Annotated in this window: 19 protein-coding genes; 9 read left to right on the forward strand and 10 right to left on the reverse strand. The window is 72.3% G+C overall.

What is annotated here, in order from left to right; genetic code table 11:
* Positions 1-77: 77 nt before the first annotated feature.
* Positions 78-524, reverse strand: coding sequence for a nuclear transport factor 2 family protein (locus IF00_RS0110145; RefSeq protein WP_030316546.1), 447 nt, complete (start codon positions 522-524; stop codon positions 78-80).
* 80 nt (positions 525-604) lie between these two features.
* Here IF00_RS0110145 and IF00_RS0110150 point away from each other — a divergent pair, with 80 nt between their 5' ends.
* Positions 605-1,198, forward strand: coding sequence for a flavin reductase family protein (locus IF00_RS0110150; protein WP_030316548.1), 594 nt, complete (start codon positions 605-607; stop codon positions 1,196-1,198).
* 86 nt (positions 1,199-1,284) lie between these two features.
* Here the strand turns inward: IF00_RS0110150 and IF00_RS0110155 are convergent, their stop codons facing one another.
* Together IF00_RS0110155 and IF00_RS0110160 are read right to left on the reverse strand one after the other, a co-directional pair.
* A complete protein-coding gene (locus IF00_RS0110155; RefSeq protein ID WP_030316550.1) occupies positions 1,285-2,157 on the reverse strand; it encodes an undecaprenyl-diphosphate phosphatase in 873 nt (290 codons plus the stop codon).
* A gap of 81 nt (positions 2,158-2,238) precedes the next feature.
* Positions 2,239-2,709, reverse strand: a complete 471-nt coding sequence (locus tag IF00_RS0110160; protein WP_030316553.1) for a winged helix-turn-helix transcriptional regulator — start codon at positions 2,707-2,709, stop codon at positions 2,239-2,241.
* Between the two features lie 136 nt (positions 2,710-2,845).
* Between IF00_RS0110160 and IF00_RS0110165 the strand changes: the two genes are divergently transcribed.
* A complete protein-coding gene (locus IF00_RS0110165; RefSeq protein ID WP_030316554.1) occupies positions 2,846-4,015 on the forward strand; it encodes a thiolase family protein in 1,170 nt (389 codons plus the stop codon).
* Between the two features lie 75 nt (positions 4,016-4,090).
* Here IF00_RS0110165 and IF00_RS0110170 read toward each other — a convergent pair whose 3' ends face one another.
* Entirely contained in the window at positions 4,091-4,858 is a 768-nt protein-coding gene (locus IF00_RS0110170) for a TVP38/TMEM64 family protein (protein ID WP_030316556.1), read from the reverse strand.
* A gap of 123 nt (positions 4,859-4,981) precedes the next feature.
* On the opposite strand from IF00_RS0110170, the gene IF00_RS0110175 reads away from it, so the two are divergent.
* Positions 4,982-5,791: a DNA alkylation repair protein gene (locus IF00_RS0110175; protein WP_245234470.1), complete on the forward strand. Its 810-nt coding sequence runs from the start codon at positions 4,982-4,984 to the stop codon at positions 5,789-5,791.
* Positions 5,792-5,825: 34 nt separating this feature from the next.
* Positions 5,826-6,671, forward strand: a complete 846-nt coding sequence (locus IF00_RS0110180) for a spermidine synthase (RefSeq protein ID WP_030316560.1) — start codon at positions 5,826-5,828, stop codon at positions 6,669-6,671.
* Here IF00_RS0110180 and IF00_RS0110185 read toward each other — a convergent pair.
* Both IF00_RS0110185 and IF00_RS0110190 read right to left on the reverse strand, forming a co-directional pair.
* A complete protein-coding gene (locus IF00_RS0110185; RefSeq protein ID WP_078944612.1) occupies positions 6,633-8,051 on the reverse strand; it encodes an MFS transporter in 1,419 nt (472 codons plus the stop codon). The genes IF00_RS0110180 and IF00_RS0110185 overlap by 39 nt on opposite strands.
* A gap of 144 nt (positions 8,052-8,195) precedes the next feature.
* On the reverse strand, positions 8,196-9,368 hold the full coding sequence (locus IF00_RS0110190) for a DUF8017 domain-containing protein (RefSeq protein WP_030316564.1): 1,173 nt from the start codon (positions 9,366-9,368) through the stop codon (positions 8,196-8,198).
* A 106-nt stretch (positions 9,369-9,474) separates the two neighbouring features.
* Here IF00_RS0110190 and IF00_RS0110195 point away from each other — a divergent pair, with 106 nt between their 5' ends.
* Together IF00_RS0110195 and IF00_RS0110200 are read left to right on the forward strand one after the other, a co-directional pair.
* Complete coding sequence (locus IF00_RS0110195; protein WP_245234471.1) at positions 9,475-9,927, forward strand: DUF4442 domain-containing protein; 453 nt, start codon at positions 9,475-9,477, stop codon at positions 9,925-9,927.
* Positions 9,928-10,121: 194 nt separating this feature from the next.
* Positions 10,122-10,775, forward strand: coding sequence for a DedA family protein (locus IF00_RS0110200; protein ID WP_030316568.1), 654 nt, complete (start codon positions 10,122-10,124; stop codon positions 10,773-10,775).
* 85 nt (positions 10,776-10,860) lie between these two features.
* On the opposite strand, the gene IF00_RS0110205 is transcribed toward IF00_RS0110200, so the two are convergent.
* On the reverse strand, positions 10,861-11,388 hold the full coding sequence (locus IF00_RS0110205) for a gamma carbonic anhydrase family protein (RefSeq protein ID WP_030316570.1): 528 nt from the start codon (positions 11,386-11,388) through the stop codon (positions 10,861-10,863).
* Between the two features lie 131 nt (positions 11,389-11,519).
* Between IF00_RS0110205 and IF00_RS0110210 the strand changes: the two genes are divergently transcribed.
* Positions 11,520-12,266 (forward strand): acyltransferase, encoded by a 747-nt coding sequence (locus IF00_RS0110210; protein ID WP_030316572.1) that lies wholly within the window; start codon positions 11,520-11,522, stop codon positions 12,264-12,266.
* Between the two features lie 101 nt (positions 12,267-12,367).
* Here IF00_RS0110210 and IF00_RS0110215 read toward each other — a convergent pair whose 3' ends face one another.
* Positions 12,368-13,231 (reverse strand): DMT family transporter, encoded by an 864-nt coding sequence (locus IF00_RS0110215; protein WP_030316573.1) that lies wholly within the window; start codon positions 13,229-13,231, stop codon positions 12,368-12,370.
* Between the two features lie 104 nt (positions 13,232-13,335).
* Between IF00_RS0110215 and IF00_RS0110220 the strand changes: the two genes are divergently transcribed.
* Entirely contained in the window at positions 13,336-13,908 is a 573-nt protein-coding gene (locus tag IF00_RS0110220; RefSeq protein WP_030316574.1) for a helix-turn-helix domain-containing protein, read from the forward strand.
* A gap of 89 nt (positions 13,909-13,997) precedes the next feature.
* The gene (locus IF00_RS0110225; RefSeq protein ID WP_030316576.1) at positions 13,998-14,561 is read left to right on the forward strand and encodes a YbaK/EbsC family protein; all 564 of its coding nucleotides are present in this window, start codon (positions 13,998-14,000) and stop codon (positions 14,559-14,561) included.
* Positions 14,562-14,617: 56 nt separating this feature from the next.
* On the opposite strand, the gene IF00_RS0110230 is transcribed toward IF00_RS0110225, so the two are convergent.
* Positions 14,618-15,058 (reverse strand): CoA-binding protein, encoded by a 441-nt coding sequence (locus IF00_RS0110230; RefSeq protein ID WP_051820042.1) that lies wholly within the window; start codon positions 15,056-15,058, stop codon positions 14,618-14,620.
* Between the two features lie 79 nt (positions 15,059-15,137).
* Positions 15,138-16,631 (reverse strand): carboxylesterase/lipase family protein, encoded by a 1,494-nt coding sequence (locus tag IF00_RS0110235; RefSeq protein ID WP_030316584.1) that lies wholly within the window; start codon positions 16,629-16,631, stop codon positions 15,138-15,140.
* Positions 16,632-16,662 lie beyond the last annotated feature (31 nt).

Genomic DNA, 16,662 nt, shown 5'->3' on the forward strand with positions numbered 1-16,662 from the left:
CGGCTCGGGCGGTCCGCCGTGGTGACGGGGGCGAGAGGATCCCCGGGGACGGCGGCCGCCGGGGCCGGTGGTGGCGGTCAGCCGTGCCGCCGCCACCGTTCGTCGACGACGACCGAGGTCAGCCGCCAGCCGTCGGCGTTCCGCACCGCGCCGAACGCGTAGCGGCCGCCGCAGACGAAGTCCTCGCCGGAGGTGAAGCGCATCGGGTTGACGTAGTCGGCGCGGATCTCCGCCGTGTCCCCGTTCTCCGGGTATCCGGCCGGCCCGCGGAACAGGACGCGGCGGTTCACGATGAGGTGCTGGCGTACGGGAAAGAGCGTCAGCGTCTCGGCGAGCCAGTCGGCCACCTCGGTCGCCGGGCCCTCGACACCGCCCGAGCCCCGGTAGTCGGCCCTGCCGTCCGGCGAGAACAGGGCCCGGTAGGCGGTCCAGTCGGCGTCGTCCACGGCCGCCGCGTACCCGGTGATCAGGTCGTCGACGGCGAGTCGGTCCATCACGGTCGCGAGGTCCACGCGCTGCGTCATCGGATCAGTGTCGGGCAGGCCGGGCCAGGGGCCAAGGGGCGTGCGCGGGGGGAGTTCCCGGACGCGGTCATACTGTCCGGATGCGCGTGAACATCGATCCCGAACTCAGCGACCGCACCTCCTTCTACCGGTTGCTCACCGCCACCGTCGTGCCCCGGCCGATCGCCTGGGTCTCCACGTCGTCGGCGGACGGGACGGACAACCTGGCCCCGCACTCCTTCTTCACCATCGCCTCGGTCACGCCGCCGGTCGTGCAGTTCACCTCGGTGGGACGCAAGGACTCGCTGCGCAATGTGGAGGAGACGGGGGAGTTCGTCGTCAACCTCGCCCCCGAGGGGCTCTTCGAGCAGATCAACGCGACGGCGACGGACTTTCCGCGTGGGGTCAGCGAGTTCGACGCGTGCGGCGTCGAGCGCGAGCCGAGCCTCCGCGTGAAGCCGCCGCGTGTGGCGGCCTCGCCGGTGGCGCTGGAGTGCGAGCTGCACAGCACGCTGCGGATCGGCGACTCGACGGTCGTCTTCGGCCGGGTCGTCCACGCGGCGATCGACGAGTCGGTCGTCCTCGACGGCCACCCCGAGATGACCCTGATGCGCCCGCTGACCAGGCTCGGCAAGAACGAGTGGGGCACCCTGGGCGGCATCAAGGAGATCGCGCGCGTGCCCTACCAGGGCTGAAAGGAATGCCGGGCCCCGAGACCGGGGCCCGGCATGCGATACGGCGGTGTCGCGGCGCGGGACGACGTCGTCGGCCCACGGTTCCGTCAGTCGCCCGACTCGCCCGCGTGGGGGCTCAGTGCATCGGTCCCGACCAGCACAAACAGCAGGATGCCGAGCAGGATCCGGTAGATCACGAACGGCATGAAGCTCTTGGTGGTGATGAACTTCATGAACCAGGCGATCACCGCGTACCCGACCGCGAAGGCGATGATCGTGGCGAAGATCGTCGGGCCCCAGGAGACGTGTCCCTCGCCCGCGTCCTTCAGCTCGTACGCACCCGAGGCGAGCACCGCCGGGATCGCGAGGAGGAAGGAGTAACGTGCGGCAGCCTCGCGGGTGTAGCCCATGAGCAGCCCGCCGGAGATCGTCGCGCCCGAGCGCGAGACGCCCGGGATCAGGGCCATCGCCTGGCAGAGGCCGAAGATCAGGCCGTCCTTCACGCTGAGTTCCTTGAGCGTCTTGCGCTCGCGGATCGCCCGGTGGCGGCCGCCGATCTCGTCGCGGGCGGCGAGCCGGTCCGCGACGCCGAGGACGATGCCCATGACGATCAGGGTGGTGGCGATCAGCCGCAGGTCGCGGAAGGGGCCCTCGATCTGGTCCTTGAGCGTGATGCCGAGGACGCCGATCGGGATCGAGCCGACGATCACCAGCCAGCCCATCTGGGCGTCGTGGTCGGAGCGCATCGACTTGTCGGTGAGGGAGCGGAACCAGGCTGAGACGATCCGGGCGATGTCCTTGCGGAAGTAGATCAGTACCGCGGTCTCCGTGCCGATCTGGGTGATGGCGGTGAAGGCCGCACCCGGGTCTTCCCAGCCCGCGAACGCCGCCGTGAGACGGAGGTGCGCGCTGGAGGAGATGGGAAGGAACTCCGTCAGCCCCTGGACGAGTCCGAGGATGAACGATTCGAACCAACTCATGGGGCTAGGGCCGTCCCGTTATGTACGTGTGCGGTCAGAAGGTCGAGCGCAGCGTACCGTCCCCAGATGAAGGGCCCGTGCTCAGGCCTCCCGGGGGGTCGTCGGGCCCGCCGTGGTCCAGCCCGGTGCCCGGACGTGGGCCGTGAGGCTGTCGCGGTCGGCCTCGTCCCCGCAGTGGGCGCAGACGATCCGAGGGCTGAGGACCTCGCCACACCGGTGCTCGAGGACGACCGGGCGGTCGTCGGCGTTGAGGTGGCGGTCGCCCCAGGCCATCAGGGTCACCAGGACCGGCTGCAGCTCCTCGCCGGCCGCCGTGGCCCGGTACTCGAAGCGCGGGGGGCGTTCGCTGTACTGCACCTTCTCCAGGACTCCGGCCTCGACGAGCCGCTTGAGCCGGGTGGTGAGGATGTCGCGGGGCGCGCCGGTGTTGCGGGCGATCCGGTCGAAGCGTCGCACGCCGAGGGAGACCTCGCGGAGCACGAGCAGGGAGTACTTCTCGCCGACGAGCGCCAGGGTGTCGGCGATCGAGCAGGGGCGGGGTGCGGCCTTCATGGGGACAAGCGTAGGGCAGTGCGCGCGCGGTTGGTTTGAAAAGCCAACTCAATGCTTCGAATGGGTTTGAAAAGCCAACCCATTGGGCTATGTTACCGATGAGTGTTGGTCCACTTATCCAACTCAGGAGGCTGTCATGCGCGACGCCGTCATCGTCGAAGCCGTCCGGACGCCGATAGGAAAGGGCAAGACGGGCGGAGCCCTGTCCCATGTCCACCCCGTCGCCCTGCTCTCGCACACCCTGCGTGCCCTGATCGAGCGCAGCGGCATCGACCCCGGCCTCGTCGACGACGTGATCGGCGGCACCGTCGACCAGGTCGGCGAGCAGGCCATGAACACCACCCGCTACGCCTGGCTGGGTGCCGGACTCCCCGAGTCCGTGCCCGCCACCACCGTCGACCGGCAGTGCGGCTCCTCCCAGCAGGCCGTGCACTTCGCGGCCCAGGGCGTGCTCTCGGGGGCCTACGACATCGCCGTCGCCTGCGGTGTCGAGTCCATGAGCCGGGTCCCCATGTGGTCCAACGTGCCGCCCGGCGCCGATCCCTTCGGCCCCGGCGTCGCCGAGCGCTACCCCGAGGGCCTCGTCCCGCAGGGCGTCAGCGCCGAACTCATCGCCGCGAAGTGGTCGATCGACCGCGAGGCCATGGACACGTTCGCCACCGCGTCGCACACCAAGGCGGCACGCGCCTGGGCGGCCGGACTCTTCGACGCCGAGGTCGCCCCGTACGCGGACGTCCGCCGCGACGAGTCGGTGCGCCCGGCGACCACCCCCGAGATCCTCGCCGGGCTCCGGCCCTCCTTCGAGGACCCCGGCTTCGCCGAGCGCTTCCCGCAGATCGACTGGTCCGTCACCGCCGGCAACAGCAGCCCGATCAACGACGGCGCCTCCGCCGTGCTCGTCATGGCCGCCGACACCGCGAGGAGCCTCGGCCTGCGGCCCCTCGCCAGGCTGCACGGCTTCGCCGTCACCGGCTCCGACCCGCTGCTCATGCTCACCGGTGTCATCCCCGCCACGGAGAAGGTGCTGCGACGCTCGGGCCTCTCTCTCGCCGACATCGACCTCTTCGAGATCAACGAGGCGTTCGCCAGTGTCGTCCTCGCCTGGCAGCAGGAGACCGGCGCCGACCCTGCCAAGGTCAACGTCCACGGCGGCGCGATCGCCCTCGGCCACCCCCTCGGCGCCAGCGGCACCCGCCTCACCACCACGCTCGTCCACGCACTGCGGGCCCGGGGCGCCCGCTACGGGCTCCAGGCGATGTGCGAGGCGGGCGGCCTTGCCAACGCGATGATCGTCGAGGCGCTCTGACCCCGCGTGCTCTGACCCCGGCCGCTCTGACCCCGGCCGCTCTTGCCTTGGCCGCTCTGCTCAGGCCGCTCGGCCCTAGCGGGGGCCGCCCACCGTCTCGGGCGTCGGCTCCGGCTCCGGCTCCGGTGCCACGGCCGGAGCCGGGGCCCGCAGGTGGTGCCGCTTGCGCCAGGCGACCACCGCGGCCGCCACGGCGGACAGGGCGATGAAGCCCGCCGAGACCAGGAATGCCGGGGAGCCGGGTTCCCCCGCCCGCGCACCCGCCACGACGTAAGCCGCCGTGTTGGGCACCGAGCCGAGCGCCGTCGCCACCAGGAACGGCACGTACCCCATCCGGGAGACGGCGGCGCAGTAGTTGGCCGCAGCGAACGGCACCCCCGGGAACAGCCGGATCGCGAGCATGGAACGGAACCCGTGCCGGCTGAGCTGCCCGTCCGCCGCCGTCAGCCAGCGGCCCCGCAGCATCGGCCGCAGTGCTTCCTGCCCCAGGAAGCGGCCGAGAGTGAAGGAGATCCCGGCGCCGAGCACCGTCCCCGCGATCGCCGCCGTCAGACCGAAGGCCGAGCCGAACAGCGCGCCGGCCGCCAGATTGAGCACCGGACGCGGGACGAACGCCGCCGTGCACACGCCGTACGCCAGACCGAAGAGCATCACCGCGCCCGTCCCGTCCGTCTGCCGGGGCCAGCCGGAGGAGAGCAGCCGCTGCGGCTCGTACAGCACGACGAGAGCCGCCGCGGTGAGCAGCAGCAGCGCGAGCATCGAGAGCCGTGCGCGGGGCGCGAGCAGGGCCCGGGAGCAGCGGAGGGCGAGGGAGCCCGGCGGCCGGGGCACGGGAGCGAGCATTCGGGGAGAGTAACGGACGCGTCCGTATGATCGCCGTAATGTGCGTCATGTCCCGCCAGGCGGACAGCCCTTGGCCGCGGGCGGGCGGCCCGTGATCGGACGGACCACGACACGGAGGACCTCATGATCGAGACCGCGCCGACGGACCACGACACGGAGGGCCCCGTGACTGGGACCGCGCCGACGGACCACGAAACCGAGGGCCCCGTGACCGGGAACGCGCCGACGGCCGGCGGCCCCGCCGGCATCCCCGACAGCGCCCTCGCCGACACCGTTCTCGAGCGGCTCACGACCGTCTACCCGGCCGCGGGGAACCCCTTCCGCGCGCAGGAGATGGTCGCGTACATGAAGGGCGTCGCTCCCTTCCTCGGGCTGCGCAGCCCCGAGCGCCGTGACCTGTCCCGCACCGTCCTCGACGGCACCCCCCGACCGGACGAGCAGGACTGCGCCGCCGTCGCCCTGCGCTGTTTCGCGCTGCCCGAGCGCGAGTACCACTACTTCGCCGTCGACTACCTGCGCCGGCACGTGAAGCGCTGCTCGTCCGGATTCCTGCCCGTCGCCCGCAGCCTCGTCACCACCGTCTCCTGGTGGGACACGGTCGACCACCTCGCGGCCCATGTCGTCGGCGGTCTCGTCGCCGCCGATCCCGCCCTCGGCGACCGCATGGACGAGTGGATCGAGGACGAGGACCTGTGGGTGGCCCGGACGGCGATCCTCCACCAGCTGCGGTTCAAGGGGGCCACCGACGCGGACCGGCTCTTCGCCCACTGTCTGCGCCGTGCCGCCGACACCGACTTCTTCCTCCGCAAGGCCATCGGCTGGAGCCTGCGCGAGTACGGCAAGACGGCCCCGGCCGAGGTCCGCGCCTTCGTCGCCGCGAACACCACCCGGCTCTCGCCCCTCTCCGTACGCGAGGCCCTCAAGCACCTCTGACGATCCCCGCGGCGGCCCCCTGCACAATGAGAGCGTGAACGAGCAGATTCCCGTCATCCGTGAGGTCGACCAGGGCACCGCGCGCCTGATGCCCGATGTGGACCGGGAGCGGGCCTGGCTCCTCACGGTCGACGGCGCGCCCCAGTCGTACGTGGACCTCGACGACCCGGCGTACCTGGAGTTCGAGTACGCGCGCCGGCTCGCCCATGTCGTCGACGGCGCCGCCGACGAGGGCGAACCGCTGGACGTGCTGCACCTCGGCGGCGGGGCGCTCTCCCTGCCGCGCTACGTGGCCGTCAGCCGGCCCGGCTCGCGCCAGGACGTCGTCGAGGCCGACCGGGGGCTGCTCGCGCTCGTCGCCGAACACCTGCCGCTGCCCGAGGGGGCCGGGATCACCGTGCACGGTGCGGACGCCCGGCGCTGGCTCGAGGCGGCTCCCGCCGCCTCGGCCGACCTCGTCGTCGGCGACGTCTTCGGAGGCTCGCGCGTGCCCGCCCACCTCACGTCCGTGGAGTACGCGCGCGAGGTCCGGCGCGTCCTGCGCCCCGGCGGCGTCTACGCCGCCAATCTGGCCGACGGCGCGCCCTTCGCCTTCCTCCGCTCCCAGCTCGCCACGTTCGCGGCCGTCTTCCCCGAGCTCGCGCTGGTCGCCGAGCCGGCCGTGCTGCGCGGCCGTCGCTTCGGGAACGCGGTCCTGGTGGCCTCGGGGCGTGAGATCGACACCGCCCACCTCGCCCGCCGGGCCGCGGCGGACGCCTTCCCCGCGCGCGTGGAGCACGGGGCCACGCTCGACCGGTTCACCGGCGCCGCGGCTCCGGTCCTCGACGCCGGGGCCGTCCCGTCACCCGTTCCGCCGGCGGGTGCCTTCGGTATCGGCTGAGGCGCCGCCGGCCGGGACAGCGGCTGCGGCGCCGGCCGAGCCGGCAGCCGCAGCGGGGGCGAGAGGCGCCACCGTCGCGGCCGGTACGGAGTCCGCGGTGGCGGCCGGCGTCGCCCCGACGGCCTCCTTCGTGTGCGGACGCCGGGTCAGATTGCGTACGTCCGGCACCAGCAGGACGAGGGCGGTGACCAGCACCATCAGCCCCGCCGCGCCCCACAGCGCCGTGCTCCGGCCGAACGAGCTCTCCGCCGGGCCGGCGAGCGCCGTCGTCAGCGGCAGCAGGGCCGTCGAGCCGAACCAGTCGTAGGCCGATACCCGGGACAGCTTCTCCTCCGGGATCTCCTGGTGCATCGTCGTCATCCACGAGACGCCGAAGACCTCGATGGCCACACCGCTGACGAACATCGCGGCCGTGAGCCCCACCGCGTCGAGCGGTACGGCGAGCGCCGCCGACGGCAGGGCGATCGGGAAGACGCAGAGCGTGCCGACGAACAGCAGCCGGCGCGGTTTCCAGCGGGCCATCAGGAAGGCGCCGGCGAGCGTTCCCACGCCGTACGCGGCCAGCGCGATGCCCCAGGGGCGCGCGCCGCCCAGTTCGGCCTTGGCCACCAGCGGCCCGTACACCGATTCGACCGCCCCGATCAGCCCGACCACGACGGAGAACTGGGCGACGATCGACCACAGCCAGGGCCGGCCGATGAACTCGTGCCAGCCCTCCCGCAGATCGGAGAAGAGACCGCCGCCGGGAGCGCGCGCGGGGATCCCGCTCACGTCCAGGAACGCGCGCAGCCCGCCCGCGACCGCGAAGGCGACGGCGTCGATCAGGAGGACCCAGCCGGGTCCGACGAACGCGACGAGCGCGCCGCCGAGGGCCGCGCCGCCGATGGACGCGCCGTGCATCGCCATCCGGTAGACGGCGAAGGCGCGGCTCGCCTGTTCCCCGGTGACGCTGGACATGAGCATGCCCTCGGCCGCCGGGTTGAAGAAGGCCTGGCCGGTGCCGCAGAGCGCGGTGAGCACCATCATCTGCCAGATCTGGGCCGTACCCGCGAGCACGAGGGCGGCGAAGACGGCCTGCGAGACGCAGTTGAGGACGTTGGCGGCGACCATCACCCGGTGCCGGGGCACCCGGTCGGCGACCGCGCCGCCGATCAGCAGGAAGAGGACGAGCGGCAGGAACCGTGCCATCGCCACGAGTCCCACGTCGCCGGCGTCGCCACCGGTCTCGAACACCGCCCACGTCGTGGCGATCAGCGCGCCGTGCGTGCCGAGGTTGGTCACGATGGTGGCGGCGGTCAGCAGGACGTAGTTGCGCCCGGCCCACTCGGGGCGGCGCGAGCCCAGGGGGGCGCGGTGGGGGGCGGCGGCGGGACTGTTCACCCCGGGACTATCCCTGGCGGACCGCCCGTATGCCAACCCGATATCCGGACGGGGCGCCCGGGGAGCCTGACAGCGGTCCGGACGGGTCGACCCCGGCACGTGGACGGACCACGTGCCGGGGTCGATGCGTCGCATCAGGTCCGGTCAGGACTCCGTCGGCGCGAGCCGGACGGTGGACAGGATCTGCTTGATGGTGGCGTCCGGCAGCTCGTCCTTGACGCCGTCGGCCCCGTAGAGCACCCAGGTCGAGAAGTCGCCCTTGGCGTTCTTGAAGGTGAAGGCGATGGACTTGCCGTCCGACTCGCACTTGTTGCGCTTCTTGACCCCGGGCGCCGTCGCCGTCGCCATGTGGCCGGTGAGTCCCGACTTCGTCGTGTACGGAACCGGCTTGGTGATCTTGATGGTGCTCTGCGGCATGTGCTGGGCGTAGCCGCCCCACACCCATGTGCCGGCTTCGCTGCGCGAGGCGTCCGCGGTGTTCTTGGCGCCCTGGCCGCCCTTGGTGCCGGCGGTGCTCAGACCCCAGGTCTCCATGCTGCCGTTCTTGTCGGTGTCGTACGTGCACCACTCGCTCTTGAGGCGCGTCGGCGACGACATGGTGACGAGCGGGCTGCCGTCGTTCTTCTTCTCGTCCTCGAAGAAGGTGATCATGCCCGGCTTCAGCACCTCCCACTCCGGCGGTACGTCGAAGAGCGTGCCGTACTTCGGGTTGTAGACGACCTTCCAGCCGGGGATCGTCGGCTGCTGGGCGGCGCCGTCGCGCGGGTTGGCGATCCCTGACGGGGTGTCGCTCGGTTCCGTGGAAGGGATCGTCGACGGGTCGGCGGACGGGTTCACCGGCGCGGAGGCCGTCGAGGTCGGCTTCTTGTCGTCGGCGAGCGGCTTCTTGTCGTCGTCCTCGCCGAGGACGAGGAAGCCGGTGACACCGGCGGCGACGACCACGGCGGTCGCGGCGACGATCGCCACGAGCGTCGTCTTCTTCTTCCCGCCGTCGGGCCCGCCGGGCTGCACCGGTCCCGGCACCGCGTACTGCTGCGGAACGGTCGGCTGCTGGTACGGGTTCGGCTGGCCGTAACCCGGCTGCTGGCCGTATCCCTGCTGCGGGTAGCCGGGCGGCGCGGGCGGCTGCTGCGGGTAGCCGGGCTGCGTCGGCGGCTGCTGCGGATGGCCGGGCTGCGTCGGCGGCTGCGGATACCCGGGCTGGGCAGGCGGCTGCTGATACGGGTTCGGCTGCTGGTACCCCGACTGCTGGTAGGGGTTCTGATTCTGGTCCTGCGGGTTCTGCTCGCCCCCGGGCGGCTGCTGTCCTGGCCACATGGCCAGTAACCATAGAGGTGCGGGGCCGCCTCGACCACGCCCGCCCCCGCACAGCGCGTGCACGGGGGGATGGCCAAGGCTGCTACTGGTGGGTAACATCACGGTCATGAGCGCAGACCAGATGACCGTCGGCGAGATGCTCGCCGCCACGGTGCCCATGGCCGGAACCCTGAACCTGGAGTTCCTGGAGACCACTGCCGAGCGCGCCGTCGTGCGCCTGCCGGACCAGCCCGCCTACCACAACCACGTCGGCGGCCCGCACGCCGGAGCGATGTTCACGCTCGCCGAGTCCGCCAGCGGCGCCATCGTGCTCGCCGCCTTCGGCGACCAGCTGAGCCGCGCCGTACCGCTCGCCGTCAAGGCCGAGATCGGGTACAAGAAGCTCGCGATGGGCGTCGTCACGGCCACCGCCACCCTGGGCCGCCCGGCCTCCGAGGTCGTCGGCGAGCTCGACGCCGGGCAGCGGCCGGAGTTCCCGGTGAAGATCGAGATCACCCGCGAGGACGGCGCCGTGACCGGCGAGATGACCGTCGTGTGGACCCTGCGCCCGAACGCCTGACCAGGGACGCCGTGGACCGCCCCCGTACCCCGCCCGGGTCCGGGGGCGGCCGCGTTCCCGGCGGCCGACGGCGCGGTCCGTCCACCCCGACCGGGTAGGCTGCCCCGGCGTGCCCGCCGCGGTGCACGCCGGCGCCAGGGACCCCCGACCAGGGGCCGGGCGCGGCAGGGCAGTCGAAACGGGAGGAAGCCGCGTTGCACGTCCAGGAGTGGCTGGAGACGATCCCCGCGATCGCGGTCTACGTCCTCGTCGGCGTGGTGATCGGGCTGGAGAGCCTGGGCATCCCGCTTCCCGGCGAGATCGTGCTCGTGAGTTCGGCGCTGCTCGCCTCGCAGCACGGCGACATCAACCCGTACGTCCTCGGCGCCTGCGCCACCGCCGGCGCGATCATCGGTGACTCGATCGGCTACGCGATCGGCCGCAGGGGCGGACGGCCGCTGCTGGCCTGGCTGGGGAAGAAGTTCCCCAAACACTTCAGCGAGGCCAACATCGGGCTCGCCGAGCGCTCCTTCCAGAAGTGGGGCATGTGGGCGGTCTTCTTCGGCCGCTTCATCGCGCTGCTCCGCATCTTCGCCGGGCCGCTCGCCGGCGTCCTGCACATGCCGTACTGGAAGTTCCTCATCGCCAACGTCTTCGGCGGCATCCTGTGGGCCGGCGGCACCACGGCCGTCATCTACTCGGTCGGCATCGTCGCGGAGGCCTGGCTCAAGCGCTTCTCGTGGCTGGGGCTCGTCCTCGCCGTGCTGATCGGCGTCGCCTCGATGCTGATCATCAAGAACCGCGCCAAGAAGGCGGCGGCGGAGCAGGCCGAGGCCCCGGAGCCGGCGCCGGTCGCGGTCGCCGACTGAGGCAGGACGCACCAGGTCGTACGTGAGGGAGGGCGGCACCCGTCGACGGGTGCCGCCCTCCCTCACGTACCGGACGCCTTACGGCTCACTCTCCGAAGGCCTCGGCGTGGCCCTTGGCGAGGTGCAGATACATCTCGGCGTTCAGCCGGATGCCCGCCTGCTCCTCCTCGGTCAGCGGACGGCGGACCTTCGCGGGGACGCCCGCCACGAGCGATCCCGGCGGGATCTCCATCCCCTGCGGGACGAGCGCCTGCGCGGCGATCAGCGAACCGGCACCGATCCGCGCACCGTTGAGGACGGTCGCGCCCATGCCGACGAGCACGTCGTCCTCGATGACACAGCCGTGCACGGTCGCGTTGTGGCCGACGGTCACGCGGTCACCGATCGAGACCGGGAAGCCGGGGTCGACGTGGACCGTGCAGTTGTCCTGGATGTTGGAGTCCTCGCCGATGGCGATGGGGCCGCAGTCCGCGCGCAGTACCGCGTGGTACCAGATGCTGGCGCGGGCGCCGAGCGTCACCTCGCCGAGCACCACGGAGGTCGGGGCGGTGAAGGCGGTCGGGTCGATCTGCGGCTCCTTGCCGCCCACACCCTTGATCAACGCCTCTGTCATGGTTCGCTCCTGATCGTCAGCCGTCGTGTCACGCCCGGGGGTGCCCCCGGCGGCAGCCTATGCCGTGCCCATGACGGACATCACAGCGCACTGCGGTGATCAGGCACGACGGTGCCGACTACGGTGTCCGGGTGCCCAGGAACAGAAACACGTTCTCGTCCCTTGCCGCCTGGCGGCGCCGGATGCTCAACCGTGCCGTGCAGGGCGGCTGGCGCTGGGTGCAGGAGACCGGATCCGTCACGGCCGAGCACCCCGGGAAGCTGCGTTTCCGCCGGCTCGGCGCGGGCACCCGGCTCGCGTTCCCGCAGGGCACGGTCTTCGGTGAGCGGTGGATCGAGATCGGCGAGTGCTGCATCGTCGCCGAGCAGGTCACGCTGACCGCGGGGATGCTGCCGGGCCTGGACCTCGGCACGGACACGGTGCTGACGCTCGGCGACGGTGTCGTCCTCGGCCGGGGCAGCCATGTGATCGCCGACGCGAAGGTGACGATCGGCTCGGACACGTACTGCGGTCCGTACGTCTACATCACCTCGACCAACCACAGTTACGACGACCCGGACGAGCCGGTCGGCCGTCAGTGGCCCCGCTCGGAGCCCGTCACGATCGGCCCCGGCTGCTGGCTCGGCACGGGGTCCGTGATCCTTCCCGGCGCCCGCCTCGGCCGGAACGTGGTCGTCGCCGCGGGCGCGGTGGTACGCGGTGAGGTGCCCGACCACTCGGTGGTCGCGGGCGCCCCGGCCAAGGTCGTCCGCAGCTGGGACGAGGAGAAGGGCTGGCAGCCCCCGCTGCGCACCCCGGCCCCGGTCCCGATCCCCGACCACGTGACCTCGGAACAGCTCGCGGCGCTCGCGGCGTGGGAGGTCGAGCAGGCGCGCTAGGGGTGTCGTGTCGATCGGGCCGGATCAGGGAGATGCCGCGAGCCCGGCGGATCGGGCCGGCGCGAGACAGGCTCCCGGGGCGTGTCCCGGACGTACGGCTTCTAGCCCGTCGCCAGCAGGACCGTACCCACCAGGGCGAGGCCCGCGCCCGCCGCCTGGATCGCGCGGAGGCGTTCCTTCAGGACGCCGTAGGCCGCGAGGGCCGTGACCACGGGGTAGAGGCTGGCGAGGACGGCGGCGACCGTGACCGGGCCCTGCTGGGCCGCGATCGCGTACGTGCCGTTCGCGGCGACGTCGGCGAGACCGACGAACGCGAGGGCCGGGAGGGCCGCGCGGATCACCTGCGGGCCGCCCTCGGGCAGGGCCCTGCCGCCGCGCTTCACCGAGGCGTAGAGCGCTGCGCCGCCCACCAGGACGTTGGTGACGCGCTGGACGAAGAGGGCCAGGAAGAGTCCGGTGACCGTCGTGGAGGCCTCGGCGATCAGCGCCATCACCGAGCCGAAGCCGAAGGCCGCGACCAGGGTGAGCAGGACCGCCTGGCGCTGGACGGGCGCTCCGCGCAGCTCCGGCCCGCCGGCGAGGACCACGCCGAGGATCGCCACCCCGATTCCGGCGAACTGGACGAGCCCCGGCCGGTCGCCGACGAGCAGGCCGACCGAGACGGGGACGACGACACCGAGCGAACCGAGCGGCGAGACCACCCCCATCGGGCCGAGCGCGAGGGCCTTGTAGAAGGCGAGCATGGCCGCCGGGCCGACGACGCCCGCCCCGACCGCGTACCAGAGCTGCGGTCCCGCCTCGGTCCACGCGCCGGTCGCGAGGACGACGGTGCCGAGGACGACGACCGCGAGCAGCTGGGAGACCACGACGACCGTGAGGGCGGGGATCCTGCGTGTCAGGAGCCCGCCGCCGAAGTCGGCGAGGCCCCACAGAAGGCTGGTGGCCAGGGCGAACAGGGCGGTCATGAGTCCTCGCAGTCACGGACGGCAGTACAGTGCAGTGAACAATCGGGTGCACCCCACCGTAGTTCAGTGTATTGAACTCTGTCATCCAAAATATTGGACGGAATGTGTCGGACCTCGATCAGCTCACGCAGTCGCTCGCCCGGAACCTGAAGCGCTGGCGCAAGGAGCGGGGACTCACCCTGGACGCCCTCGCCGCACGGGCGGGCGTGAGCCGCGGCATGATCATCCAGATCGAGCAGGCCCGGACGAACCCCAGCGTCGGCACCACCGTGAAGCTCGCCGACGCGCTCGGCGTCTCCATCACGACACTGCTCGACTACGAACAGGGCCCCCAGGTCCGGATCGTCCCGCCGGACCAGGCCGTCCGCATGTGGTCCACCTCCACCGGCAGCCACACCACCCTGCTCGTCGGCACGGAGGCCCGCGGCCCCCTGGAGCTGTGGTCCTGGACCCTCATGCCGGGTGACGGCAGCGCCTCCGACCCGCACCCCGAGGGGACGGTCGAACTCCTCAACGTCACCGCGGGAGTCCTCACCCTGGTCGTCGACGGAGAGGAACACCGCCTGCCGGCCGGCACCTCCGCCGTCTTCGAGGCCAACACCGGGCACGAGTACCGCAACGACGGCGACGAGCCGGCCGAGATGACGATGGCCGTCTCCATCCCGCCCGTGCGCTGAGCGGGCCGGAGGCCGCACGCCCGTACCGACCGGCTCGTACGTCGAGACGCGCGGCCGCGCCCCGGGCCGTCGTTGTTAGCGTGAGGCGTATGCGCGCACCCATCGGAACCTTCGACGACGCCCGGCCCGCCCCCGACTGCCTGGATCTCCTGACCGGCCCCGTAGCCGCCGCCGTCCGGGCCTGGACCGGGCCCGTCCCGGCCGACCAGCTGCTGTACGTGGACACCGACCCGGCCATCGCCGACACCGCGGTCTTCGTCGAGCACTACGGGCCCGCGCTGCTCGACGCGTCCGCGAACTGCGTCGTCGTCGCCGGCAAGCGCGGCGGGGCGGCGACCCTGGCCGCGTGCGTCGTGAAGTCGGCGACGCGGGTCGACGTCAACGGGGTCGTCCGCAAGCATCTCGGCGCCCGCAAGGCCTCGTTCGCTCCGATGGACACCGCGACCGGCGAGACCGGCATGGAATACGGCGGCATCACCCCCATCGGCCTCCCGGCCGACTGGCCCCTCCTCGTGGACGCGGCCGTGGTGGACACCGAATGGGTCCTGGTCGGCAGCGGCCGCAGGCGCGGCAAGCTGATCCTGCCCGGGAAGGCCTTCGCCCAACTCCCGGGCGCCGTCGTCCTCGACGGGCTCGGCGTCCCCGTCGCCTGAGCGCCCTCGAAGGGTCCGGAAGGATCCCTCGAAGGCGCCCGAAGGTCTCCCGGGGCTCAGCCCAGGCGCGGGATCTCGATCGCGGGGCAGCGGTCCATGACCATGTCCAGGCCCGCCTCGCGCGTGCGGGCGAAGGCGGACGCGTCGATCACGTCCAGCTGGAACCAGACCGCCTTCGCACCGATCGCGACGGCCTCGTCGGCGATCCCGCCCGCCTGCTCGCTGTTGACGAAGACATCGACGACATCGACCGGGAACGGGATGTCGGCGAGGGTCGCGTACCCCTGCTCGCCGTGGACCGTCTCCGCCTTCGGGTGGACCGGTACGATCCGCTTCCCGAAGCGCTGGAGGACCGCCGCCACGCCGTACGCGGCCCGCCGCGTGTTCGTGGAGAGGCCGACCACCGCCCAGGTGTCGCCGGTGGACGTGAGGATCCGCCGTACGGTCTCCTCCGCGGAGTAGCCGGTCGGTTCGGCGGTCGTGTGCTCGACGCTCATCGTGCTCGCTGCCTCTCTTCGGTGTGGCCCGTCAGCCTCGTCAACCGGCCACCACCTGCCCTGATTCCCGCCATCGGCCTCAGACGTCCCAGGCACGCCGTTCGGCCTCACGCGGGGCCTCGACCAGGGACGGGAGGCCCGGACCGAAGGTCATCACCGGGCGGGCCTGATCCCACCGGCGCCAGCCCGGGTCGCCCGTCGCCGCGAAGGACACCCAGGCAGCGTGCATCGCCGCCGCCAGGTCGCGGGGCGCGTCCGGGCCCGTCAGGGCGCGGGTCTCCGGCCGGTCGAGCGTGTCGAAGACGAAGCCGAGTTCCAGCGCGTGACAGGCGCGGAGGTCGAGGACGGGGGAGGGCCAGCCGAACTCGTACATGTACGTCGCGGCGGCCCCGCGAGTGTTCACCCGGGCGTCCGCGAACATGTTCAGCGGCATCCACAGCAGCTTGTCCGCCGCGAGCGCGCCCAGGATCTCGCCCGGCTTCTCCTGCGGCCGGCCCGCGCGGTACACCTTCGCCACGTCCGGCGGTATACGCCCCTTCCGGAGCAGGAGCCGCTGCCCCACGGACCCCACCTTCTCGGTGTGTCCGCCGGGCACGAACCACAGCCGGTACTCGTCCGTGTTCGTGCCCATCAGCAGCTCCACGTCCGCCGAGGCGCCGTCGACGAGCAGGTCTCCCGGGTGGTCCGGCAGGATATCGCCGTCCACGGCGATGTGGAAGGCGTGGCCGCTGAGCACCGGATTGCCCTTGCCCGTCACCGCGGTCTGCGCCGCGAGCAGCCGCTCCGGGTCCACCCGGGCGAACGCCTCCGCCGTCGCCGGCACCTTGAGCCGTGCGGCCATCGCCTCCGTGGTCCTCCGCGCGGCGTCGAGCGACCGGGCGCTCGGCACCCCGCTCTGCATCACGGCCCGCCGGAACAGGCCCTTCGCGAGAGGGGAGGCCATCAGGGCGGCGATCGAGATCGCCCCCGCGGACTCGCCGAAGACGGTGACCCGGTCGGGGTCTCCGCCGAAGGCCGCGATGTTCTCCCGTACCCAGGTCAGTGCGGCGATCTGGTCACGCAGGCCGAGGTTGGTCGGCGCGTCGGGGAAGACCCCGAAACCCTCGATGCCGAGCCGGTAGTTGAGGGAGACGAGGACCACGCCGTCCCGGGCGAACGCGGTGCCGTCGTAGACGGGGACCGCCGAGGAGCCGTGTTTCAGCGACCCGCCGTGGATCCAGACCATGACGGGGCGCCCGCCCTCGTCGGGGCCCTCCTGGGAAGCCGGCCACGGCGCCCAGACGTTGAGGTTGAGGCAGTCGTCGCCCGCCACCTCGGGGTCGGGGAGCAGGGCGTCGAGCGGCGGGGCGTACGGGCGCTTGGGTGCCGTCGGCCCGAAGTCGGTGGCCTCCCGTACCCCGTCCCAGGCCTCCGCCGGCTCCGGTGCGCGGAACCGCAGCGCCCCGACGGGGGCCTGCGCGTAGGGGACTCCGAGGAAGGACGCCACGCCGTCCTTCAGAGCGCCGCGCAGAACGCCGTTCCTCGTGCGGGCCCGGGGGCCGTCCGGGACGTGTTCCGCGATGTACTCCGACATCGATTCACCTTTCCTCCGTCGACGGTGACGC

This window comes from Streptomyces flavochromogenes, assembly GCF_000717595.1.
Classification (GTDB): Bacteria; Actinomycetota; Actinomycetes; order Streptomycetales; family Streptomycetaceae; genus Streptomyces; species Streptomyces flavochromogenes.